Below are 23,183 nucleotides of genomic sequence, written 5' to 3'. Positions count from 1 at the left end.
CGCCTCTCGAACATCCGCACCCCACCTTCCCCTCGAACAGGAGACGATCCACCCCATGAACCCAGCCGCCCGCTTCACCAACCGCGTCGCCGTCGTCACCGGCGCCGCATCGGGCATCGGCGCGGCCACCGCAGCACGCCTCGCGGCGGAGGGCGCGGCCGTCGTCCTGGCCGACATCGACGCCGAACGCGGCGAGGAGACCGCCGAGCGGCTGCGCAAGGTCGGCGTCCGCGCCCTGTTCGTCGCCGCCGACGTCGCGAGCGAGGACGACTGGCAGCGCGTGATCACCACCGCCCACAGCTTCGGGCCCGTGGGCGTTCTGGTCAGCAACGCGTACACGGTGGCGGTCGCCCCGGCCCACGAGACCAGCCTCACCTCCTGGGAACGGCAGCTCTCGGTCAACCTCACCGGCGCCTTCCTGGGCGTCAGGGCGACACTGCCCGACCTGCGCGAGCACCGGGGGGCCGTGGTGCTCGTCTCCTCCGTCCACGCCCACCGGGGCATCCCCGGCCACCCGGCGTACGCGGCGAGCAAGGGCGCGCTGCTGTCGCTGTGCGGTCAACTCGCCGTCGAGTACGGACCGTCCGTCCGCGTCAACGCGGTGTTGCCGGGACCGATCCTGACCGCCGCCTGGGACCGGGTCCCGCCGGCCGACCGCGAGCTCAGCGTCGCCGGAACCGCGGCGCACCGCTTCGGCACCCCCGAGGAAGTCGCCGCCGCCGTCGCCTTCCTCGCCGCCGACGAAGCCTCCTACATCACCGGATCGAGCTTGCTCGTGGACGGCGGCTGGAGCGTCGCCAAGGACTCCGCCTGACGGAACCGACCGCTCCCGCCACCGACCGACCAGCAAGAAAGGCAAACACATGACGCGATACGCGCGCCGCGGAGTGCACGGCCAGACCGTGGAGACCCTCGCCCGCCGGGTGCTCAGTGGCGAGATCCCCGAGGGAGCGACGCTCGACATGGCGGCCCTGCAGAGCGAACTGGACGTCAGCCTGACGGCCCTGCGTGAATCGCTCAAGGTGCTCGCGGCCAAGGGGATGGTCGACGCCCGGCAGAAGCGCGGCACGTTCGTCCGGCCCCGCTCCGACTGGAACCTGCTCGACGCCGACGTGCTGCGCTGGCAGTTCTCCGAGAGAAGCGGCACCGGCGCCGACCCCGCGCTGCTCCGTAACCTCGGCGAGGTCCGCGGCATCGTCGAACCCGCCGCCGTGCGCCTTGCCGCGGTCCGCCGCACCGACGCCGACCTCAAGGCACTGGAGGCGGCACTGACCGCGATGGGCCAGGAGGGCGGCGCGAGCGACGCCGTCGAGGCCGACCTCGCCTTCCACCGGGCCCTGCTCGCGGCCACCCACAACGAACTGCTGGAACGCATGGAGATGGTCATCGAGTCGGGCCTGGCCCATCGCGACCAGCTCGTGCACAGCGCCCCCCACAGCGAGGACCCCGTCCCCAGCCACCGAGCCGTCCTCGACGCCGTGCGCGACCGGGACCCGGACGCCGCGGAACACGCCATGCGCGCCCTGCTCGACCAGGCGACGCGCGACCTCGACAAGCTCAGCGGGCCGTCCACGCCCGAGGGCGCGGACCACTCCGCCGAGAAGAAGGACGGCCAGGCACAGTGAAGATCGAGCGCGTCGAGACCTTCCTCGTCCCGCCCCGTTGGCTGTTCTGCCGCATCGAGACCGACGACGGCGTCGTCGGCTGGGGCGAGCCGGTGGTGGAGGGCCGGGCCGAAGTGGTCCGGTCCGCCGTCGAGGTGCTGGCGGAGTACCTGGTGGGCCAGGACCCGCTGCGCATCCAGGACCACTGGCAGGTGCTGAGCAAAGGTGGCTTCTACCGGGGCGGCCCGGTCCTCTCCAGCGCCGTAGCCGGCATCGACCAGGCCCTGTGGGACATCGCGGGCCGCGCGCTCGGGGTGCCGGTGCACACCTTGCTCGGGGGCCCGGTCCGCGACACCGTCCGGGTGTACGCCTGGGTCGGCGGCGACGAACCCGAGCGGCTCAAGGAGGAGGTCACCGCCCAGGTGGAGGCCGGCTTCACCGCCGTCAAGATGAACGCCGCCGGGCGCACCCCGCCGATCGGCAGCCCCGCCGAGACGGCCGCCGTCGTCGAGCGTGTGGCGGCCGCCCGCGAAGCCCTGGGACCGCACCGCGACGTCGCCGTCGACTTCCACGGCCGCTTCAGCGCAGCCAACACCCGGCGCGTGCTCCACGAGATAGCCCCGCTGCACCCGCTGTTCGTCGAGGAACCCGTTCTGCCCGACCAGGCACACCTGCTGCCCGGGCTGGTCGCCGCCTCGTCCGTGCCGCTGGCCACCGGCGAACGGCTGTACGGGCGGGGGGACTTCCTCCCGGTGCTCACCGCGGGCGTCGCCGTGGCCCAGCCGGACCTGTCGCACGCCGGCGGGATATCGGAGGTCACTCGGATCGCCTCGCTCGCCGAGACCTTCGGAGCCCACCTGGCGCCGCACTGCCCACTCGGTCCCATCGCGCTGGCCGCCAGCCTCCAGGTCGCCTTCGCCACACCCAACTTCCTGATCCAGGAACAGAGCCGGGGCATCCACTACAACAAGGACGCCGACCTGCTGTCCTACCTGGTCGACACCGAGCCCTTCCGCTTCGTCGACGGCCAGGCGCACCGCACCGCACTGGCGCTGCCCGGACTCGGCATCGCCGTCGACGAGGACGCGGTTCGCGCCGCCGACCGGTCCGGACACGCCTGGCGCAACCCCGTGTGGCGGCACGCCGACGGATCCTTCGCCGAATGGTGACCGGCACCCGGCTCCCGGTCTCCGTGGTCACCGATCCGGACCACGGCGGACGCTGGACCTCGCTGACCGCGGGCGGCCGCGAATGGCTCTGGCACCGCGACGAGCCCCGCCGCCCCCTGGTCCGGCCCGGCGACCCCTTTGCCGACGCCGGCGGGCTGGAGGAGTGCGTACCCACCGTGCGCGGGCTGCCCGACCACGGGGACGCCTGGTCACGGCGCTGGCGCAGAGACGGGCAGGCGGACGTCGTGGAGTGCCCCGACTTCCGCCTGACCCGGCGCCTCGGCATGGAGCCGGGAGCCGTTGTGGCCGACTACACGCTCACCGCAGAGCCCGGCTACCGCTTCGTGTGGGCCGCCCACGCTCTGCTGGACCTCTCCCCGGCCGCACGGATCGGCATCGAAGCACCTGCGGAGACCCGGCTCTACCCGGACGAGGGCGCGGGCTGGATCACCGGGGCCTGGCCGCGCGTCGACGGCATCCCGCTCGACCGGCTCGGCCCGGACGACGGGACGGCCGTCGGAGCGGTCGTCCTCACCCCACGGGTTGCCGTACACGACGGCCCCCACACGCTGCACCTGTCCGTCGAGGCCGCCGGACAGCCGGTCGCGGTCGCCCTGTGGCGCAACCTCGGCGGCTTCCCCCAGGACGCGCCGTACCGCTCGATCGGCGTCGAGCCGATGCTCGGCCACGTCTTCGACCGCACGGGGGCAGCCGAGGGCGACACGGCCGTCGTCCCGCCCTCCGGCGAGGTCGCCTGGCGGCTCACGGTCACCGCGACCCGCCGCCACTGAACCCCCATCACCAGAAGGGATGTCGGATGGACCTGCTCGCCGCGCTGCGCGCCCACCGGCTGCTCGCCATCGTCCGCGGCAGCGACCCGGACGCCGCGCTGACCACCGTGCTCACCCTCGCCGAGGAGGGAGTCACCCTCATCGAGGTCTCCCTCAGCGGACGCGACGCCCTGGACGTCATCGCGCGAGCCCGCGCCGCGCTCGGCCCGGACGTGACCCTCGGAGCCGGAACCGTCCTCAGCACCGAAGACGCACGGGCCGCCCACAAGGCCGGGGCCGCCTTCCTCGTCACCCCGGCGGTCAGCGACGGCGTCGCCACCGGGCGGGAACTCGGACTCCCGGTGCTCGCCGGGGTGATGACCCCCACCGACATCCTCCAGGCGCTGCGGCTCGGCGCCGACGCCCTCAAGCTCTTCCCGGCCGGCAGCGCCGGCGGACCCGGGTACCTGCGCGACCTGCGCGGCCCCTTCCCCGATCTGCCCTTCGTGCCCGTCGGGGGAGTGGACGCGGAGGCCGCCGCCGCATACCTGCGGGGCGGCGCCACCGCCGTCGGCGTCGGATCGCCCCTGATCGGCGACGCCGCCGAGGGCGGCAGCATCACCGCCCTGCGCCAACGGGCCCGCACCTTCCTGGACGTCGTTCGCGCGGAGGCCCGCCCGTGACCGCCACCGTGCCCCCGGCGGTTCTCGGGACCGACCGCCTTGAACTCGGCGAGGGCATCCGCTGGACGGACGACCGCGCCGTGCTCACCGACATCCTCAGCGGCCGGCTCCTCGCCGCCCCCGACGACCCTGCCGCGCCACACACACTGATCGCCCAACTGCCGTGCCCGCTGGGCGCGGTGGCACCGGTCGAGGGCCACCCCGGCCACTGGATCGCGGCCGCGGGCACCGGCATCTGCCGCATCGACCCCGCAGGCCGGGTCGAATGGATCGCGCGACCCGAGGACGACGCCCCGGTGCCGATGCGGATGAACGACGGCGTCGCCGACCCCCACGGCCGCTTCTGGGCCGGCAGCATGGCCTACGACACGACCGAGGACGCGGGCTCCCTCTACCGCCTGGACCGCGACGGCCGCGTCACCCGCGTCCTGCGGGACATCACGATCCCCAACGGTCCGGCCTTCAGCGCCGACGGCACCGTCATGTACCTCGCCGACAGTGCCCGGGGCGTCATCCTGCGCTGCCCGGTCGACCCCGCGAGCGGCGACCCGGGCACGCCCGAACCCTTTGTCACGCTCACCTCCGGCAGCCCCGACGGGATGACCACCGACACCGAGGGCGGGCTGTGGACCGCCGTCTGGGGCATCGGGCAGGTCCACCGCTACCACCCCGACGGCAGCCTCGACCGGATCGTCGGCCTGCCCGCCGAACAGCCCGCCGGACTCTGCCTCGGTGGCCCCGACGGCCGCACGCTTCTCGTCACCAGTGCGCACATCGGCCTGCCCGCCCCGGGACCGTTCGACGGCGCCGTCTTCGCCGTCCGGGTGGACGTGCCCGGCGCCCCGGCCGCCCCGTACCGCCCGGCGATCCCCTCCGTCCCGGACCCGGCGGACCGCGCCGACACACTCTAGGAAGCCCACCATGAACACCCACCGGCCATTGCGCCCCGGCCCCGTGGTCTGCGTCGGCGAGACCATGGCCGCCCTCGCCCCCGACCCCCTCGGACCGTTGGACGGCGCCGACCTGCTGCGCGTCGACATCGCGGGCGCCGAGTCGAACGTCGCCCTCTACCTCGCCGACCACGGCATCCCCGCCCGCTGGGTCTCCGCCGTCGGCGACGACCCCTTCGGCCGCCGCGTCCGCGCCCGGATCGCCGCGGGCGGCGTCGACGTCACCGGCGTCCGCACCGACCCGGAGCGGCCCACCGGACTACTGCTCAAGGACCCGGGCGGGCATGGCACCCGCGTCCACTACCACCGCGCCGGATCTGCCGCCTCGGCCCTCACCCCCGACGTGCTCGACGATCCGGCGCTGGAGGGCGCTGCGCTCGTCCACCTCAGCGGCATCACCCCCGCCCTGTCGCCCGATTGCCGCGCCCTCGTCGAACGCGCGCTGCGCCCCGACCGTCCGTGGCCCGTCAGCTTCGACGTCAACCACCGCCCCGCCCTATGGGCCGGCCGAGCGGCCGCCGACGTGCTGCGGCCGCTCGCGGACCGGGCCGACATAGTCCTCGTAGGCCTCGACGAGGCCCAGGCCCTGTGGGGGGACGGGATCACTGACGCCGTACGGGTCCGCGATCTCCTGCCCGGCCCGCGGGTCCTCGTCGTGAAGGACGGGGGCCACGCCGCCACTGCCTTCGTCGGCACCACCGGCCACAGCGTGCCCGCCCTGACCGTGCGCGTTGCCGAACCGGTCGGCGCAGGCGACGCCTTCGCCGCCGGATTCCTCAGCGGACTGCTGCGGCAGCTGCCCGTGGACCGTGCCCTGCGGCTGGGCCATCTGACCGCGGCCTCGGCCTTGAGAATCGCCGCGGACCACGGCCCGCTGCCGGACCCCGCCCTCGTCGCGGCGCTCCTGGACGCCGACGAGGAGACCTGGCGGACCGCCGCGATCGACTGATTCTTCGGCTTTTAGCCTCACAACCCGATCGGCCTAGCCGGCTGTGCCGCTGATTGCCCACCGTGCGAGCGTGACCAGGGGGCTGCGTGAGGTCGGGCGGCTGATGCGGCTCGACGGTGGACTCAGCGGAAGGAACCCGCTGCTGCGCGACGTCGGCTGACGCCCCGGCCAAGCCCCCATATCGGCGCATGAGGAGAATCATGAACCGTCGTGTCGTCCACACCCGTGGAGGGTTGCCCGCCGATGTTCTGACCGTTATTGAGGAGCCGGAGCCGACGGCACCCGAGCGTGGCCAGGTCCTCATCCGCACCACGGCCTTCACGGTGCACCCTGGTGATCTCCAGGCCATCGAGGCGTACCCGGGCAAAGCTGCCCAGCCGGTCCCGGCCGGCGTGGAGGCCACCGGCGTAGTGGAGGCGATCGGCCCGGGCACGCGCGTGGCGCCAGGGGTCGAGGTCGGCGGCCGTGTGACGGTCTTCCCCCAGCCGGGGGCGTGGTCGCAGTGGATCGTGGCGGAGGCAGAGGTGGTCGTCGCCGTACCGGACGAGCTGTCGGATGAGGTCGCCGCGCAGATGCTGGCGAACCCGTTGACCGCGGTGATGCTGCGCCGTGAGGCGCAGGAGCACCTGGCCATCGGATATGACGGTTTTCTGGTGCAGACCGCCGCGGGCTCGTCGGTCGGGCGGCTGGTGACGGGCGTGTCCCAGTTCCACAACTTGGCGCTCGTCAACGTCGTCCGCAGCGATCGCGGTGCCGCCGAGCTCCGCAAGCGGTTCCCGGACGTGCCGGTCGTGTCGACAGCACATCCGGGCTGGGCCGACGAGGTCCGCAAGGCAGCCGGCGGCCGGCCGGTGAGTGTGGCCTTCGACCCCATCGGCGGGAAACTGGCGGAGAGCCTTCTGGACCTGTTGACGCCGGGCGGGAAACTGGTCAGTTATGGGCTGATCGCCGAGGAGCCGATCTCGGTGCATGCGTCGACGCTGCTGAACAAGTCGCTGACGCTGCGGGGCAAGAACATCGGCCAGTGGCTGTCCGAGGCCTCCGCCGAGAGGCGGGCATCCGACGTCGCCACCGCGAAGCAGATCGCGCTGGGGCTCAAGGACCAGTTCGACGTGGCCGCCACGTACGGCCTTGGCGAACTGGCCGACGCCGTGGAGCACGCGGTACGGCCCGGCAAGGTCGGCCTCGTCCTCGTCCGCCCCTGATAGCCGCCGGAAGGCCTGGCGGCCCCGGGTCCCACGCCGCCAGCGGTTGCATGCTTCTGCCGCTCCCGGCACGCTGACCGCCATACGTATCGCGACGGAAAGTACGCGGCCCATGAGTGAGGAACTCCTCGATCTGGCAATCGCCACCACCGGCGGTCAAGCACTCTGGGACACCCTGCGCGGCCTGAAAGTCGACATCTCCATCGGCGGCCCGATCTGGGCGATGAAGGGCTGGCCTCCGGAGAAGACGTTTGACCAGATCCTGACCCTCGACACGGTCAGAGAGCACATCGTCTTCAGCCCGTTCACCCGCCCCGACCAGCGGATGGTCTTCGACGCAGCCGCCGACAGCGTCACCATGCAGACCCTCGACGGCGAACCGGTCGAGACCCTTGCCCCCGCACGCGCCGGCTTCAAGGGAATGCTGCGCAACAGTACCTGGGACGCTCTACACCTCGGCTACTTCCTTGGCTACGCGTGCTGGAACTACTTCACCACCCCGTTCCTCTTCACCCATCCGGACGTGCGGGTCCGCGAGATCGAACCGTGGCGCGAAGCCGGGCAGACCTGGCGACGCCTACAGGTGCACTTTCCACCCGAGATCGCCACGCACAACCCCGACCAGGTGTTCTACTTCGACGCCCTCGGAATGCAACGCCGCATGGACTACATCGCCGAAGTCAACGGCAGCACCCTGGTGGGCCACTACACCAGCCGCTACCAGAGCTTCGACGGGCTTCTCGTGGCGACGCGCCGACGAGTCTTCCGTCGCAACCCCGACAACAGCGTCAACCTCAACCTCCCTTCCATCACGCTCGACATCCACGATGTGGAGCTCGTCCACTCTGACAACGAACAGGCACAGCCATGACCACGGACAACGCCGTCATCGACCACCCTGCCCGGCGGCTGGTTGTGGCGCTCCCTCATCCCTACGACGCAGCGCGCGAGCATTACGAAGCCCTCGTCCCCGAGATCGATCTCCACCGCTTCTTCCAGATGGCCTCCTGGCAGGCCACGCTCGAGCTCGCCGAGATCAACGCCCCGCACGGGTTCATGCGCTACTACCGCAGCGACATCACCGCCGTCATGGCCGGCTCGCCCTCCTCCTGGAAGACCACGCAGTACCTGATGGGCAACCACACCATCGCGGAACGCATGTTCCGACACGACCCGTCGGTCATGCTGCACGCACCTTTGCGGACCCTGCTCTACGCGGACCCCGACGGCGACACCAAACTCGCCGTCGACCAGCCCAGCCTGCTGTTCGCCAGCTACGGCAACCCGCGGATCGCGGACGTCGGCCGCGAACTCGACATGCTGCTCGCTCGGCTGATCACCCTCCTCGGCGGCGACGCACCTCCCCACCTGTGATTCCGAGGGAAGAGCCGGCCCCCTACAGTCCGGCCATCGGGTCGTCGGTGGCCAGGGCCCGCAATGGCCGGCGTCCCTCTTAGCGTCGTCCCTCTTAGCGTCCCGCCTTCGACGCGGGGATCACCAGTCCGTACGCGCACCTGAGCCAGTACGTGGTTCCCAGCACCCTCGAGCCCGACACCGACCCGGCCGTCACCGTCGTCCCGGACGACCCGCTCGCCCTCGTCCGCGAGCTCAAGCGGGAGGAGGGTGTCGGCTTGGACGTCCGGCTCTCAGGCGCATTCCCGAGTGCTTGCGCACGCAAGTATGCGGCTAGGGTAAAATGGCGGCGGATGCAATTAAATGTGGGCGGGGCCGGTCCGGGTCAACAGGATTTGACCGCCGGTGCTCACCGCAAACCCCGAGGTCGCTTACGAGGAGTTGGACTTGAGTACCCTTTTCACCCCCTATGCCGTCAGGTCGCTGACCATCCCCAACCGCATCTGGATGGCGGCGATGTGTCAGTACAGCGCGGCCCCGGAGGGCGAGTCGGTCGGCGCCCCGACGGACTGGCACTTCGCCCACCTCGCCGCCCGTGCCTCCGGCGGCACCGGTCTGATCATCACGGAGGCCACGGCCGTGAGTCCCGAGGGACGGATCAGCCCCTACGACCTCGGCATCTGGAACGACACGCAGGTCGCCGCCTTCCAACGCATCACCGCGTTCCTGAAGACACAGGGCACCGTTTCCGGCATCCAGCTGGCGCACGCCGGGCGCAAGGCCTCGACCGAGCGCACCTGGGTCGACCGCGGACGCCAGATCACCCCAGACGAGCCTTACGGCTGGAAGCCGGTCGGCCCCACCGCCATTGCCTTCGCCGAGTCGTCGACGATGCCCGACGAGCTGAGCAAGGAGCAGATCGCGGAGATCGTTCAGCAGTTCGCCGACGGCGCCCGGCGCGCGGCGGCGGCGGGATTCGAAGTCGCCGAGATCCACGGTGCGCACGGCTACCTGATCCACCAGTTCCTGTCCCCTCACAGCAACCGGCGCACCGACGAGTACGGCGGCTCGTTCGAGGGCCGGATCCGGTTTGCTCTGGAGGTCGTCGAGGCGGTCCGCGCCACGTGGCCCGAGGAACTGCCGGTCTTCTTCCGTATCTCCGCCACGGACTGGCTCACGGAGAACCCGGAGGACGACCGCGAGGGCTGGACCGCGGACGACACCGTCCGCTTCGCCAAGGAGCTCCAGGTACGGGGAGTGGACCTGATGGACGTCTCCACCGGGGGCAACGCCCCCGACGCCAGGATCGAGGTCGGCCCCGGCTACCAGGTGCCCTTCGCCGAGCGGGTCCGCAACGAGACCGGAATGCCCGTGGCGGCCGTCGGCATGATCACGGCACCGGCCCAAGCCCAGGACATCATCACCTCCGGCAAGGCGGACGCCGTCCTCCTGGGCCGTGAGCTGCTGCGCAACCCGTACTGGGCGCGTCACGCCGCCGCCGAGCTCGGCGGCGAGGTTTCCGCCCCCGTCCAGTACCACTACGCGTGACGACCCCGCGGGCGGAACGGAGGTTCCGCCCGCGGTACCGGGGTCTGACATCGGTAGGGGATGTGGGATGCGCCATCCACGGCGCGTACTTGCTGTGTGTGTCTTGTGCGGCCCGGCTCTATCGAGTGGGCAGCGCAGGGCCCGGTCAGTACGGGACCGGGCGGTTCTCCTGCACCCAGAGCTTTTCGGCCTCGCTCCCCGGAGGGGGCGGCGCGATTCCGTCCGTCATCCAAAGGTCTCGGGGCGTTTCGTCGACGTGGAACTCGCAGTACAGGCCACGCTCGGTGGTGTGGGGGGCGACCACGCGGGCGAGGGTTTCACTGGTCCGTCGGCGGGCGGTCGCGTCATCGAGGTGTCGGGCGATGTGCGCGACCACGATGCGCACGGCCGCCTGCCGGGGCTCGCCGCCGATGTAGAAGGAGGTCGCGTCGATCTCGTGGAAGAGGGTGACGACGTAGAACTTCGGCAGCCCGAAGCGGGTGTAGATCCCGGTGATGCCATCAGCGAACTGCTGCTTTTCCTGCGCCGTGTAGGTGCCGGGCGGGTGGTAGACGTGCCAGAGCGGCATATGCTCCTCCGGACTGTACGGGGTCGGGTCGAGCGCTGGGCGTGTCGAGGGTCAGCGGCCAAAGGGGACGGCGAGTCCCTCATCCGGACCGGCGACAGCGGACTTGATCTTGCGAGTGATGTCGTCGACGAGGACCTCGCTGTCGCCGCGTTCGACGCCGTCCATGACGATGCGGGCGACGCCGGCGGCGGAGATCTTCTCGACGGGGAGGGCCGCGACCATGTCGGTGTCGGCGAAGCCCAGATGCACGCCGACCACCTGGGTGTGTTGGGCGGCGAGCTCAATGCGCAGGGAGTTCGTCAGGGACCACAGGGCCGCCTTGGAGGCTCCGTAGGCGCCGGCTCCAGCTCCCCAGGACAGCATCGAGTGCATGTCGACCAGGACGCCGCCGCCGTGGCTCGCCAGCACCGGGGCGAATGCCCGTGCGATCCGCAGGGGACCGAAGACGTTGGTGTCGAACGTGTCCTTGATCTGCTGCATATCCGATTGAAGCAGCGGAGCCGGGTACAGGACGCCAGCGTTGTTGAAGACCGCGTTCACGTCCTGGGTGCGCTCCGCCAGGGTGGCGACCGAGTTGTCGTCGGTGACGTCCAGTGCGAGGACCTCGACCCGCTCGTCGTGGCTCGGGCTGGGTTTGCGGGCGGTGGCATAGACCTTTTCCGCGCCTCGGGCCAGCAGCTCTTCGACGAATGCCTTTCCAATGCCGCGCTGGCCTCCAGTGACCAGGGCGACCGAACCTTCGATCGCAGTCATGCGTGTTCTCCTCGTCTCCGGCATGGCAGGGGCAGTGGAATGCCGCACCGACCCGAAACGGATGTCTGGTTCGGCAGCACCTGCCGCGACTCGCCCAGCGCGGGCGTGCGAGGCTCAACCGGCAGCGGATGCGGGCGGCTTCGTTCGAGTCGAGCATCGAGGACGGGGCCTTGGTTGGTCTCCCGGTGAATGCGGTTGTCCACCGTCTGGCAGAAGAACGCGCAATCACCGCCTAGTTCAACAGCCGAGCGCCATCCCCCGCGGTACGGTCACTTGCCGCCGTTTCCTGCGCCCTGGTGCAGCGCCTTGTGGAGCGCATCGGTGACTTCGGCAATGGCTTTCTTGTCCGATTCGGTGTCGGACAGCGCGTTGAGCATCATGAAGTCGTGGGTGATCGCGGGGTAGTGGGTCACACTGGTCGGGACCCCTGCCTTCTTGAGCTTGTCCGCGTAGGCATTGCCCTCGTCGCGCAGCACGTCGGAGTCGGTGATCATCAAAGCGGAGGGCAGACCGCGCAACTGGTCGATGGTCGCCCGCAGCGGGGCGGCGATGGGGTTCTCGCGATCCTTGGCGTTGGGGGCGTAGGCGTTCCAGAACCACTTCATGGCTTCACTGGTGAGCCAGCAGTTCTCCGCGAAGCGCTTGTAGGAGGCGGTGTTGAAGTTGGCGTCGGTCACCGGGTACATCATGACCTGCTTCTTGAACTGCGGGCCGCCGCGCTGTTTGGCCAGCAGCGTGACGGCGGCGGTCATGTCGCCGCCCACGGAGTCGCCGGCGACGGCGAGGCGTGAGGAATCGACGCCGATCTGCCGTCCGTTGGAGGCGAGCCACTTGGCGACGGTGTACGCCTGCTCGACGGGTACGGGAAACCGCGCTTCAGGCGAGGGCGAGTAGTCGACGAAGACGACCGCGGCCCGAGATCCGTTGGCGATCTGCCGCACCAGTCGCTCGTGCGTCTTGAAGTTGCCCAGAATCCAGCCGCCGCCGTGGATGTAGACGATGCCCGGCAGGTCGGTCGTTGCGCCCTTGGGGCGAACGACGTGCACCGTCACGGAACCGGTTGGGCCGCCGGGCACGCTGCGTTCACTGATCTCGGCCGGCGGCATCTGCACTGGTCCGGCCTGCAGCTTGTTCAATGTCTCCCGGGCGGCGGAGTAGGACAGCTTGTAGAGCGGCGTTCCGTCCGCGGCTGCCAATTTGTTCAGGAACGCCTGGTCCTGCTTCTCGAGCTGTACGGGCGGGTCGCCGCACGGGACGTTGGAGGTGGATGCCGCGACAGGAGGAGCGGCGTTCTGCACAGTGCTGGCACTCTGCTGGGTTCCACAGGATGTGAGTCCCACGGCGGCGGTGAGGGCGACGGCTATGACACCGACGCCACGAGCGCTGCCGGGTGACTTGACGAGTGCGTGGGCACGGCGCATTGATGGCTCCTAGCAGACGTGTTTCCCCTGGCCAGCGTGCGATCAGCTCAGCGGCCCGCACAAGCGGAGGTCAGCCAGGAGAGTGACGGGTCGCGCACGGTCTGCGGTCACTGGCCTCCTGGGTCGGAGGACGACCTGATCGCCCGAGCACTCACGGCCGCGTTCGCCGAATGCCGCCAGGCCATCGCACGGCCTTCGTTATGCCGTCAGCCCTTGGCGGACCTGGCCGAGCCCCAGAGCGCGCCTCGGTTCACCCGGTCCGGGTGCAACTTCAGCATTCCCTGGTAGAGCTCAAGGGCGGTTGCGGTGCGCTCGGCGACCGTTTCGAAGTCATGGATGTACTTGGCGGTCTCGGCGATGTTCTTCGGGTCGTCGGGGCTGCCCGGGCGCTTGTGCCCTGCGACGACCGCCTGCGGGTCCAGGGCGGCGATGGTGTCGAGGGCGTGGACCCAGGCTCGGCGGCCCTCGGCGGATGATTCGGTGAGGTAGAGGTGGACATCGTTGTAGACGGCGTCACCGGCCACGACCAGACCGATCGACGGGACGTGCAGGCATGTGGTGTCGTCGGTGTCGGTGTGCCCGAGCCTCACGACTCCGAGGTCGTTGCCTTCCAACTGCAGCCGGTCGCCGACCAGCGGCTCGGCCGTGACGAGCCTGTCGGGAATCTGGCCGGGGAAGCGCGCGTTCCACAGGGAGCCGACCGCATCCGACGCCATCTGCTCCTTCATCTGCGCCACCACTGCTGGTGCGGCAACGGCGCGGGCGTTCGGGAAGCGGTCGAGGAGTGTCCCCAGGCCGAACCAGTGGTCACCGTGCCCGTGGGTGATGAAAACCGTGGTGAGGTTCTTGCCGCTCGCTGCGACCCAGTCCGCCAGGTGCCCGGCTTGCTCCGTGGTCATCAGTGCGTCGACCAGCACCGCGTCGAGCTCACCTGCGATGAGCGTTGCCGTGATCGGCGACCACATGCGTCGGGGCAGGTCGGGTGGCAGGTCCGGGACCTCCGTTGGGATCGACGGCGCTGTGTGGACGCTCCAACTCAGCGATGTTCCGGACATGATCAGCTCCTTGGACTCCTGGTGGTGTCACTGCCGGTGGAACCTCGGGGCGCGAGCGGACGCGGGATGCTGACGAGCCTGCCCGGTCGAATGGCGTCGGGTGACCTTGCGGGCAGCAGGCTGGTGCGGGTCAGATCGCCTGTACACGGTGGTAGTCCGGCTGCCACATGGCCGCGCGGACCTGGGCCTCGATCTCGTCGCTGATGACGGCACGCGCCACCTCGTCGTGGGCGGCGACGCGGGCGACTGCCGTGGCCACCGCGGCGGAGGTCTCCCTCAACTGCTGGATGGGTGGCAGGAGCGGAGCACCGGGTGTGGTCGGGTCGACCCGTTCGGCGACAGCGTGGGCCGCGGCGGTGAGCATGCTGTCGGTGATCCGGGTGGCCCGGGCCACGATGGCGCCCAGGCCGAGACCGGGGAAGATCAGCGCGTTGTTGGCCTGTCCGACCTGGTGGGTGATGCCGTCGTGAGTGACTGGCGAGAACGGACTGCCGGTGGCTACCAGGGCCTGGCCGTCGGTCCAGGCGAGCAGATCGGCGGGCGTCGCCTCGGCGAGCGGTGTGGGGTTGGACATGGGCAGGATGATCGGGCGTCGGGCGGATGCGGCCATCTCGCGGACGACAGGTTCGGTGAAGGCTCTGCCCTGACCGGAGGTGCCGATGAGAACGGTCGGTTCGACCCGGTGCACGACCTCCGCCAGAGCGATGCCTCCGAGCTTTGGATCGCGTGCCCAGTCGGCCACCTCGTCCGCTGTGCGCGCGTAGGGAGCCTGGAAGTCCCGCATGCCGGCCATGTCGTCGGTGAGCAGGCCGTGGCGAGCGATGCACCAGATGCGACAGGCGGCCTCGCCCGGGGTCAGGCCGTCGGCGATGAGCGCGTCGCGCAGTTGGTCGGCGATGCCGACACCCGCTGTACCGGCGCCGAAGATCACCACCCGGTGCTCCCGCAGCGGCGTGCCGCTCGCCCGCACGCCGGACAGCACCGCCGCCAGATTCACCGCGCCCGTGCCCTGGACATCGTCGTTGAAGGTGAGCACCTCGTCGCGGTAGCGCGCCAGGATACGCCTCGCGTTGTCCGGCCCGAAGTCCTCCCAGTGCAGCAGGGCACCGGGGAAGAGCCGGGTCGCTGTGTCCACGTAGGTCTGGACGAAGGCGTCGTAGGTCTCCCGATCTACCCTGGGGTGGCGGTTGCCGAGGTAGAGCGGGTCGTCGAGCAGTTCCTCGCGGTTGGTGCCCACGTCGAGCACGACGGGGAGGGTGCGGGCCGGATCGATCCCGCCCGCGGCTGTGTACACGGCGAGCTTGCCCACCGAGATGTTGATGCCGCCCACTCCCCAGTCGCCGATGCCCAGGATCGCTTCACCGTCGGTGGCGACGATCAGGTCGACGTCGTCCGGCCCCAACCCGGTGGCCCGCAGCGAGCGTTCGACGTCCTCGGGCGCGTCGACCGACAGGTAGACCCCGCGGGGTCGCCGGTACTGGGAGCTGTAGCGCTCGATCGCGGTGCCGACGGTCGGGGTGTACACGATCGGCAGCATCTCGTCCAGGTGTTCACTGACCAGCCGGTAGAACAGCACCTCGTTGCGGTCCTGCAAGGCGGTCAGGTTGACGTGTTTGGCCAAGCCGTCGGGCTGCGCGAGGTATTGCGCGTAGGCGCGGGAGGACTGCTGCTCGAGCGTGAGCACCTGCGGCGGCAGGAGGCCGACCAGGTCGAGCGCCTGCCGTTCGTCCTCGGTGAAGGCGGTGCCCTTGTTCAGCCGGGCATCGGCCAGCACGGCCCGGCCCCTGGCCGCCGTGTCCCATCGTCGGTGGCGGGCATTCCACCGGGTCGGCACCGGATTCATGACTGTCTCCTCGGGGGTGCTCCGGTGCCGTACGGCACCGAGTTGCGCGATGAGAGGGTCGAGCTTGCACTGTGCTCATCCCGGCTCGGCGAGATGTTCTCGGAACCACTCCGTGGCGGCTCCACTCGTCGTTTCGAAGGCCGTGACGTAGGCGTCGAAGTGGTCACCGGCATACATCGCCAACCGCTTGGGTTGCAGGGCACGCTCATACGCGGCGAGCCCGAGGTCGCTGAGCGTGATCGTGTCCGCCGTCCCCACGATCATCAGCAGTGGTGTCGGTGAGACGCGTGCGACCCACGCCCCGGGCTCGTACATCTGTGACTTTCGCGTGGACCGCAGCGTGACGTGCTCGGGTTTCTCGACGTCCGGCGGCAGCGGGAACCGGGAGTTGAACTCGTCCATGCCCTGGGAGTGGTAGGCGGCCTGCACTTGCGGGTCGGGGCTGTTGAGGAGCTGGTACTCGGCTGGGTGGCCTGCCAGTTGGGCGCGTTCGTCGTCGTCGAACCGCTCCTCCAGCGCGCGTTTGCGGTCGGGGGGCACGCGGCGAAGGCTCTGCTCGTAGCCGCTGATCGTCGGGATCTGCGCGACTGCGGCCTTGACTCGCCGATCCGTGGCTGCAAGAACGATCGCGTGTCCGCCGGCGTAACTGGAACCCCAGAGCCCGATCCGATGGACATCGACATCGTCCAGGGTCTCCAGGAACGAGATCGCGCGTCGCCAGTCCGCGACCTGCTGCCAGGGGTCGATGTCGCCGCGCGGCTCGCCCCCGCTGAGACCGAATCCACGGTGATCGTGGACCAGGACGACGAACCCCGCCTGGCTGAAGCGTTCCGCATAGCCCTGCAAGCTCTGGTACTTCACTCCACCGAAGCCGTGCGCCATCGTGATCGCTGGAAGGGGGCCGTCGCCCGTGGGCGGGCGAAACACCCAGGCGTGCAGCTGTACGTTGTCAGCGGCGGGCACGAATACTTCCTCGAAGCCCATGAACCTTCACCTCTTTATGTGTTCGCGATCCCGTTCACGAAGTCGGTGAGGATGCGCGCCACGGCCGCGGGTTGTTCGACGTGGGGCCAGTGCCCGGCGCCGGGGACGTAGGCGGTCTCGCAGTGCTCGAATCGGCTCGCCACCTGCTCGCGGACGAGTGGACGTGTGGCGAACGTGTCGTCACTGGTGATGAGCAGTGTCGGCGCGGTGACCGCGGACGGCGCGACGCCCAGCGGATGTCCGTCGGTCCATGCGCGGAGCGCTTCCATCGCTGCGTCGGGCGGAGTGCCGAGTGTTCCCGCCACCAGGGTGTTGACGACCTCCGGTGCTCTGGACACCAACAGTTGCCTGCGGCCTTCGGCGGCCGCGGCTGGGTCTCGGGTGCGCGCAGCGGTCTCGAACGCGGACATCTGGTCGGCGGACAGCGCATATCCCCGCAACGGTATGGGGCAGATCAGAACGAGTCCCACGGTCCGGTGCAGGGGCGCTACGGCGAGGAGTTCCGCGATCTGGGCTCCCATGCTGTGTCCGACGATGACGGCAGGCCGGGCCGAGGGGCCGTCATACGCGTCCACGGCATCGGCGACCTGGTCTCGGTATGCCTCCAGCGTCGCACCCCGCTCACGGGTCTCGCCCCGGCCCGTATGGTGGAGGTTCACTGGGACCGGCGTCCATCCCGGGCATCCCAGACGGTCGATCACCTCCTGCCAGAACGTGGCGTTGTCCTGGAAGCCGTGGATGAAGACCAGGTCCTGTGACCTGTCAGCATGCACCACCCCGTCACGCTCCCTCAGTGCCTGGGTGTCCGGCTCCTCTGGTTCCAAGGCCGACCGTACCGGGCAGTCGGCGCACGGCCTGGTCGACCGCAGCGTCACACCGCATCGTGCTCAACTCGCTGCCCGCCACGCCGCGTCCAGGGAATCCGCCGTCGTCGGCACGTCCTGAATTCCGACGATCCGCCAGCCGGCGGATTCTCGAGCGACCTCGAAATGAACGGCGAGACGCTCGATCTCACTGTGGTCCGCACGACGACGGGACCAGATCACCTCGATCGCCGCTCCGGCCTCGTGGTAGACCGTCACCTTCCGGTCCGGTACGGCAGTGTAGGAGTAGCCCTGCGCCTGCAACGGGTCGTGGTTGCTCTCGAGCAGCCCGATGACGGCGTCGCTGTCGAGAAGCCACTCCCTTGACGCCGGCGAGCTGTGGTGCAGCGGCACGGCCCAGTAGTCAAGGATGAACTCTGGCCCGCGGGCGATCTCGCCGCTCCCCACTCCTACCCAGGTCGGCAGGTAGTCGTCGAAGAACCAGTGCGTGACCTCGGTCCGGACTGCATCGTCACGCGCGCCGTCCACGTCACTGCCGCCGTTCATCGTGGCGGCGTGCACGTGCCAGTACGCGCCTGGCCGACCGAGACAGGATCGCTGTACTCCTGACCGACTGCGCTGTGATTCATGAGACTTCCTCCTCCGAAATTTCGCTCATACGGCGCGCGAGACGGAAGCACCGTCATGGCAGTCGGCTTCTCGGGCTTGCCACCTGATGCCGTGGCCGAAGAACTCCTCACGGGGATCTGCCATGGCCGGACGAAGCCGGTCATGACAGGAGTGCCAGCGCGCTGTACCAGACCGGGCTCACGTTGAGCCGGTCCGGATAGAGCTCCAGCATCTGGTCGAAGAACTCACGCGGGCTCGGTTTCACTGCCAGCAGGCGCTGCGCGTCGAGCAGATAGCCGCGGGTCTGCTCCAGGATCGACGGGTCATCGGGGAGCTCTCGGTTCTTGTGGCCGGCGACGACCGCGCGTGGGCGCAGCGCGGCGACGGTGTCGAGCGCGGTGAGCCACTTCTCGATTCCGCCGCCGGGGCTTTCCAGCAGGTACTGGTGAACTCCGTTGTAGGCGACGTCACCGGCCACGACGAGGCCGATCGACGGCACGTGCAGGACGGTGGTGTCGTCGGTGTCGGTGTGGCCGGTCTCCACCGCCAGCAGGCGGTGGCCCTCCAGTTCGAACCCCTCGGCGGGAATCACCCGGTACACAACGGGACTGTCGGGAATGAGTCCGGGGAAGTCCACATCCCAGGTCTGTTCGCGCCCCTCGGTGGCCTGCTCGTGCATCAGCCGGATCGTGCCCTCGGTCGCATACGGCACGGCGTCGGGGAACCGCCGCATCAGCAGATCGGTGCCGAACCAATGGTCGCCGTGCCCGTGGGTGGCGTAGATACAGGCCAACCGCCTGCCCCAGTGCTCGATCCAGTCGCCGACGCCGTGCACCTGCTCGCGGGTGAACGGCGGGTCGACCAGGACCGCGCCCGCCTCGCCGAGGATCAAGGTACATGCCAGCGGCGAGGACACGATCGGGCTTCCGTCAGGCAGGCGCATGGGCCGTTCGCGGCGCACCCCGTCGAAGACCAGCACCTCGTAGCGCAGCTCCGTCACGTCGAACCTCCTGGCTCTACGACCGCTCGCCGAACACAGACCTTGGGAGGGATCCGACCCGGATGACGTCCGGATCGACGGTGAACAATTCCCGCAAGAGGCGGCCGAAGCCACCGGCGACGACGTGGCGTGCATGCCGTGCCTCCGGCAGCCGCAGTGCGGGTCGCAAGACTCCTCGCTACTTCCCGGGTACGAGGAACACCTTTCCCTGTCGGCCCTTCTGCTCTGCCTGGGCGACGGCTTCACCGATGTCGTCGAGAGAATACTTGCGCCCGGGAGAAGTCTCGATGATTCCCTCCCGCATAAGTGTCACGATGTCTTCCCGCAACTGCCGCCGTTCCGCGTCCGTGAGCCTCGGAAGCCAGTACCCGAGCCAGTAGACCTCCAAAGTACGGCGGCCCGCCAGGATGTAACGCGGGTCCTCACCGACACGGATCGGCTCGCCCGTCAGGGAGCCGTACACCAGCATCCGCCCGTCCTCGTGGAGCGCCTTGAACATCTGCGTTCCGGTTTCTCCGACCACCGGATCGATGGCGTACTTCACACCTTCGGGCCCGACGATTTCACGGACCTGTTCGTCGATCGGCCCCTCGGTGGACACGATGACGGCGTCGGCGCCGAGGGTTTCCAGCTCGGCCACCGATTCGCGCCTGCGTACGACGTTCACGGTCCGGATACCGTCGCACTTGGCCATCCTGATGACCATGCGTCCCAGCTCGGAACCTGCCGCGGACTGGAGGAGCCACTCACCCTTGGGGACCGCCAGCACACGGCGGACCATGAGGATCGCGGAGGCGGGATTGATGACGAAGGAGGCCACCTGTTCATCGGGGATCTCATCGGGTACCGGGAAGAGGTCGGTCGCAGGAACAACAGCGTATTCCGCCCAGTTTCCCCCCTGCCCGTTGACGACCGACACCCGCTGCCCACTGGTGAAGTCCTTCACCCCGGGCCCGAGGACATCCACGATGCCGACGCCCTCGAATCCGACCGGCGCCGGGAACCTGGCCTGAACGCCCGCATAGAACCCCCGCACGTACAGGAGGTCCGACGGGTTCACGGGAGTCGCCAGAATGCGAAGTCTTACTTGCCCCTCCCCGGGCTCCGGGACAGGCACGTCTTCGACTTCAAGAACCTCGGATGGCTCACCGTGTCGAGCGAATCGAATAGCCTTCATCACCTCGACCTTTCTGTGCATGACATCACCGAAAAGCACAGCTGAATTGCTGGACAATCTGCTCGCCGTTGAGACCGCAAGAGATGTTGCGGAGATCGATGATTGAAATGTGCCGGAGCCCGCCGGTCGCGCCCTGGCGAATGGGCATAGTCAGACCCGCCCTCTGCAGCGATCGTAGCCCGCGCACCTCGGCAACGCCCACAGGAGGCGCCGGCACCTCAGTCGGAGCTCCGGCTGTGCTCCCTCGCCTTGAAACCGGCAGCCAGACCCGCTCGCCCCCCGGACGGTTTCCGGCCAGGCCGCGCCCGGTCACCGTCATCGTCCTCCGACGCCTCGACAGCACGCCCAGTCGCTCAGGGAGACAGGGAGCGGGATGCCCTGCCGCTCGGTGCGCTTCCTCTGCCCTGTCGACCCTGGTCGGCGCCCTTCGTCGCCCCGCCGGGGGCCAGGTGACGACGCGTATCGGTTGTCCTGCCTGGAAGACCTCGTAGAGCTCGCGGGTCATGTACTGGCGCGAGTTGAGTGACTTCTTTCTGGGGACCGAATAGCCCAGAATTCAGACTCGGGGAGGACCAATTCGATGGTCTGCGGCTGCGGCGGGGACGGGTCCCGGCCGCAGGACCGTGTACCAGGAAATGGAGAATGCCGGGGGCTGAGCTGGGTCAGCGATCTTCGGGGAAGGTGTCGCCGTACATCGGCAGGCCGCTGACGGACTCCTTCCGGGAAACCTCGTCCTCGATCACGTCCCAGTGCTCCACCAGGACGCCGTCCTGGAGGCGGACGAAGTCGACGGCGATCCAGGGGGCGGGCTGTCCGTGCCCGGTGAAGCGTCCGCGCACGATGACCATGTCCCCTTCGGCCATGGCCAGTTCCCAGTCGTGCCTCAGCTCGGCCGGGGCGCTCTTGATCAGGTCGAACAGGCCGTCGCGGCCGGGAGGGATGTGGGCGCTGTGCTGGATGTAGTCGGGGGACCAGAAGCGTTCGGCGGCGGTGTAGTCCCGCTGGTTGAAGAGGGTGTCGAAAGCCTCGATGACGATGGCCTTGTTCCTGTCTTCCATGGTGCTCATGGGGTGGTCACCTACTGTTCGTTGTTGTGAGAGATGGCGTACTGGCGTTGAGGACCTGCACGGGTTCCAGGGCGCACCCGACCAGTTGGACTTCGCCCTTGTGGTCGCGGAAAGCGCCGGCTGGTCGTGCGGTTCGGTGGCAGGGGGTCACCACTGCGGGTTCGCGAAATCCAGCACGAGGCGGCCACGCACTCCGCCGGCGGCCAGGCGCTGGTGTGCCTCGGCGGCATGCGAGGCCGGCAGCAGGTCGCCGACGCGGAGGGTCAGTTCGCCCTTCTCCGCCTGACGGGCGAGCCGGTCGAGCAGGGCGGTGTCGGTGGCGGCGCTGAAGGAGGAGATCGGGTGGATCGTGATGCCGCACTCGGTCGGGCCGGTCCAACCCTTGAGACTGACCAGTGCTCCGCCATCGGCGACCGCACCGAGCGCCCGCGCGTTGAGGGCGGCTCCGTCGATCAGCGCGGGTGCGCCGTCCGGCAGCACGTGGCGGATGTCGGTTGCGGCGTCCTGATGGCGCAGCACGACCTGGTCGGCGCCCAGGTTCCGCACCGCCGCGTGGTCTGCGTCGGATGCGTAGGCCAGCACGGTCAGACCATCTGCCTTCGCGGTCTCGAGGGCGAAGCCGCCCACCGCTCCGGCGGCTCCCACGATGACGAGCGTCGCCCCGGGGTCAGGGCGATCGCGTCGAGGGACAGCCGTGCGGTGACCGCGTTGAGCAGCAGTGTGGCGGCCTCGGGGAAGGTGGCCTTCGCGGGAGCGGGTACCACCGGTGCCTGGGAGACGACCAGTTGCTCGGCGGTAGGTGTGCTCCGGCGGCACGTAGATGTCCTCGGCGGTGTGCCACAGAAAGAAGGGGGGTGAGCCCGCGGACACCAGCGCGTCGAGCGACGTCGCACGACGCAGGTCGGGCGAGGCGTTGTCGCCGAGCAGGATCAGTCGTGCGGGACGGTAGCTCTCGGTCTCCATCGACGTGATCGCATAGCCGAGAACAGCGAACTGGACCGACTCACGAGGATCCTCGCCCGGCGCGAGCGCGGCCAGCCCGGCGAGGTGCCCGCCGGCCGAGAAGCCGACGACTCCGATGCGCTCGGCCCCCTGTTCGCGCCGGCGCCGGATCTCGGACCGCAGCGCCAGCAGCGGGGCGGGATGCGGGACGTTCAGCGGATACCGGAAGGCGCTTGCCGACAGTCCCAGCCCGGTGAGCCATGCGACGATCGGTTCCGCTTCGTGCGGAGCGTGCATCGCGTAGCCGCCGCCGGGCAGCACGATCAGGTGCGTGGTCACGGATGGGACCAGACCGGCCCGTCCTCGAGCCGTCGGTGCTGTTTCATGCCGGTCGCTCACGCTCAACCTCCGTGCTCGTTCGAATGCGAACCGTGTGCGGCCGTCGCCTTCTGCCAGGGCCTCGGCCGAGGCTTTTGGTGCGTGTACGGCCCGTCGACAATCGACCATGCCAGGCGCCGTAGATCCCGGGTGCGCTCAGGTGCTTGGTGCATCGAGCCAGCCATGCTTGTCACTCGGCGCGTGCGGGAAGGGCCGGCCTGGACAGGGCTCTATGCCAAGGCCCCGGGGAGAGTCGCGTTCGCCCGATTTGATCATGGGATGCCGTGCAGGGTGAGGATGGCTTCGGGGCGGGTGTGAGCGCGGCGGCCAC

The 23,183-nt window shown here is 69.5% G+C and carries 23 protein-coding genes; 11 read left to right on the top strand and 12 right to left on the bottom strand.

The window, feature by feature from the left end; genetic code table 11:
- The first annotated feature begins 55 nt into the window (after positions 1-55).
- The 11 genes from ACIQFZ_RS24620 (at position 56) to ACIQFZ_RS24570 (ending at position 10,231) form a co-directional block, all read left to right on the top strand.
- Positions 56-814: an SDR family oxidoreductase gene (locus ACIQFZ_RS24620; RefSeq protein WP_365422170.1), complete on the top strand. Its 759-nt coding sequence runs from the start codon at positions 56-58 to the stop codon at positions 812-814.
- Between the two features lie 49 nt (positions 815-863).
- Positions 864-1,625, top strand: a complete 762-nt coding sequence (locus ACIQFZ_RS24615; RefSeq protein WP_365422172.1) for a FadR/GntR family transcriptional regulator — start codon at positions 864-866, stop codon at positions 1,623-1,625.
- A complete protein-coding gene (dgoD, locus tag ACIQFZ_RS24610) occupies positions 1,622-2,773 on the top strand; it encodes a galactonate dehydratase (RefSeq protein ID WP_365422175.1) in 1,152 nt (383 codons plus the stop codon). The genes ACIQFZ_RS24615 and dgoD overlap by 4 nt, the downstream gene beginning before the upstream one ends.
- A complete protein-coding gene (locus tag ACIQFZ_RS24605; RefSeq protein WP_365422178.1) occupies positions 2,767-3,564 on the top strand; it encodes a hypothetical protein in 798 nt (265 codons plus the stop codon). Before dgoD ends, ACIQFZ_RS24605 begins: the two co-directional genes overlap by 7 nt.
- A gap of 26 nt (positions 3,565-3,590) precedes the next feature.
- Positions 3,591-4,226: a bifunctional 4-hydroxy-2-oxoglutarate aldolase/2-dehydro-3-deoxy-phosphogluconate aldolase gene (locus ACIQFZ_RS24600; protein WP_383060182.1), complete on the top strand. Its 636-nt coding sequence runs from the start codon at positions 3,591-3,593 to the stop codon at positions 4,224-4,226.
- Positions 4,223-5,137, top strand: coding sequence for an SMP-30/gluconolactonase/LRE family protein (locus ACIQFZ_RS24595; protein ID WP_402692141.1), 915 nt, complete (start codon positions 4,223-4,225; stop codon positions 5,135-5,137). The genes ACIQFZ_RS24600 and ACIQFZ_RS24595 overlap by 4 nt, the downstream gene beginning before the upstream one ends.
- Positions 5,138-5,147: 10 nt before the next feature.
- The gene (locus ACIQFZ_RS24590; RefSeq protein ID WP_383060185.1) at positions 5,148-6,125 is read left to right on the top strand and encodes a sugar kinase; all 978 of its coding nucleotides are present in this window, start codon (positions 5,148-5,150) and stop codon (positions 6,123-6,125) included.
- 200 nt (positions 6,126-6,325) lie between these two features.
- Entirely contained in the window at positions 6,326-7,330 is a 1,005-nt protein-coding gene (locus ACIQFZ_RS24585) for a zinc-binding dehydrogenase (RefSeq protein WP_383060187.1), read from the top strand.
- Positions 7,331-7,376: 46 nt separating this feature from the next.
- A complete protein-coding gene (locus ACIQFZ_RS24580; protein ID WP_402692140.1) occupies positions 7,377-8,201 on the top strand; it encodes a hypothetical protein in 825 nt (274 codons plus the stop codon).
- Positions 8,198-8,704 carry a DUF302 domain-containing protein gene (locus ACIQFZ_RS24575; protein ID WP_402692139.1) on the top strand — a complete coding sequence of 169 codons (507 nt, stop codon included), beginning with the start codon at positions 8,198-8,200 and terminating at the stop codon, positions 8,702-8,704. Before ACIQFZ_RS24580 ends, ACIQFZ_RS24575 begins: the two co-directional genes overlap by 4 nt.
- Before the next feature lie 426 nt (positions 8,705-9,130).
- The gene (locus ACIQFZ_RS24570) at positions 9,131-10,231 is read left to right on the top strand and encodes an NADH:flavin oxidoreductase/NADH oxidase (protein ID WP_383060191.1); all 1,101 of its coding nucleotides are present in this window, start codon (positions 9,131-9,133) and stop codon (positions 10,229-10,231) included.
- Between the two features lie 145 nt (positions 10,232-10,376).
- On the opposite strand, the gene ACIQFZ_RS24565 is transcribed toward ACIQFZ_RS24570, so the two are convergent.
- The 12 genes from ACIQFZ_RS24565 to ACIQFZ_RS24510 form a co-directional block, all read right to left on the bottom strand.
- Positions 10,377-10,799: a tautomerase family protein gene (locus ACIQFZ_RS24565; RefSeq protein WP_402692138.1), complete on the bottom strand. Its 423-nt coding sequence runs from the start codon at positions 10,797-10,799 to the stop codon at positions 10,377-10,379.
- Positions 10,800-10,850: 51 nt separating this feature from the next.
- The gene (locus tag ACIQFZ_RS24560) at positions 10,851-11,552 is read right to left on the bottom strand and encodes an SDR family oxidoreductase (RefSeq protein ID WP_402692137.1); all 702 of its coding nucleotides are present in this window, start codon (positions 11,550-11,552) and stop codon (positions 10,851-10,853) included.
- Positions 11,553-11,821: 269 nt separating this feature from the next.
- A complete protein-coding gene (locus tag ACIQFZ_RS24555) occupies positions 11,822-12,973 on the bottom strand; it encodes an alpha/beta hydrolase (protein WP_383060195.1) in 1,152 nt (383 codons plus the stop codon).
- A 206-nt stretch (positions 12,974-13,179) separates the two neighbouring features.
- On the bottom strand, positions 13,180-14,028 hold the full coding sequence (locus ACIQFZ_RS24550) for an MBL fold metallo-hydrolase (RefSeq protein ID WP_402692136.1): 849 nt from the start codon (positions 14,026-14,028) through the stop codon (positions 13,180-13,182).
- A 130-nt stretch (positions 14,029-14,158) separates the two neighbouring features.
- Complete coding sequence (locus tag ACIQFZ_RS24545; RefSeq protein WP_402692135.1) at positions 14,159-15,871, bottom strand: NAD-dependent malic enzyme; 1,713 nt, start codon at positions 15,869-15,871, stop codon at positions 14,159-14,161.
- A gap of 75 nt (positions 15,872-15,946) precedes the next feature.
- The gene (locus tag ACIQFZ_RS24540; protein ID WP_365775528.1) at positions 15,947-16,855 is read right to left on the bottom strand and encodes an alpha/beta hydrolase; all 909 of its coding nucleotides are present in this window, start codon (positions 16,853-16,855) and stop codon (positions 15,947-15,949) included.
- 14 nt (positions 16,856-16,869) lie between these two features.
- Complete coding sequence (locus tag ACIQFZ_RS24535) at positions 16,870-17,631, bottom strand: alpha/beta fold hydrolase (protein WP_402692134.1); 762 nt, start codon at positions 17,629-17,631, stop codon at positions 16,870-16,872.
- A gap of 111 nt (positions 17,632-17,742) precedes the next feature.
- Entirely contained in the window at positions 17,743-18,207 is a 465-nt protein-coding gene (locus tag ACIQFZ_RS24530; protein WP_402692133.1) for a hypothetical protein, read from the bottom strand.
- A gap of 241 nt (positions 18,208-18,448) precedes the next feature.
- Complete coding sequence (locus tag ACIQFZ_RS24525; RefSeq protein WP_365428811.1) at positions 18,449-19,288, bottom strand: MBL fold metallo-hydrolase; 840 nt, start codon at positions 19,286-19,288, stop codon at positions 18,449-18,451.
- Positions 19,289-19,466: 178 nt separating this feature from the next.
- The gene (locus tag ACIQFZ_RS24520; RefSeq protein WP_402692132.1) at positions 19,467-20,486 is read right to left on the bottom strand and encodes a zinc-dependent alcohol dehydrogenase family protein; all 1,020 of its coding nucleotides are present in this window, start codon (positions 20,484-20,486) and stop codon (positions 19,467-19,469) included.
- Positions 20,487-21,127: 641 nt separating this feature from the next.
- Positions 21,128-21,532 (bottom strand): nuclear transport factor 2 family protein, encoded by a 405-nt coding sequence (locus ACIQFZ_RS24515; protein ID WP_383060205.1) that lies wholly within the window; start codon positions 21,530-21,532, stop codon positions 21,128-21,130.
- Between the two features lie 147 nt (positions 21,533-21,679).
- Positions 21,680-22,813: a zinc-binding dehydrogenase gene (locus ACIQFZ_RS24510; RefSeq protein WP_402692131.1), complete on the bottom strand. Its 1,134-nt coding sequence runs from the start codon at positions 22,811-22,813 to the stop codon at positions 21,680-21,682.
- Between the last annotated feature and the right edge of the window lie 370 nt (positions 22,814-23,183).

This window comes from Streptomyces sp. NPDC093064, from assembly GCF_044754605.1.
Lineage (GTDB): Bacteria > Actinomycetota > Actinomycetes > Streptomycetales > Streptomycetaceae > Streptomyces.
This window is presented reverse-complemented; position numbering and strand designations above follow the sequence as displayed.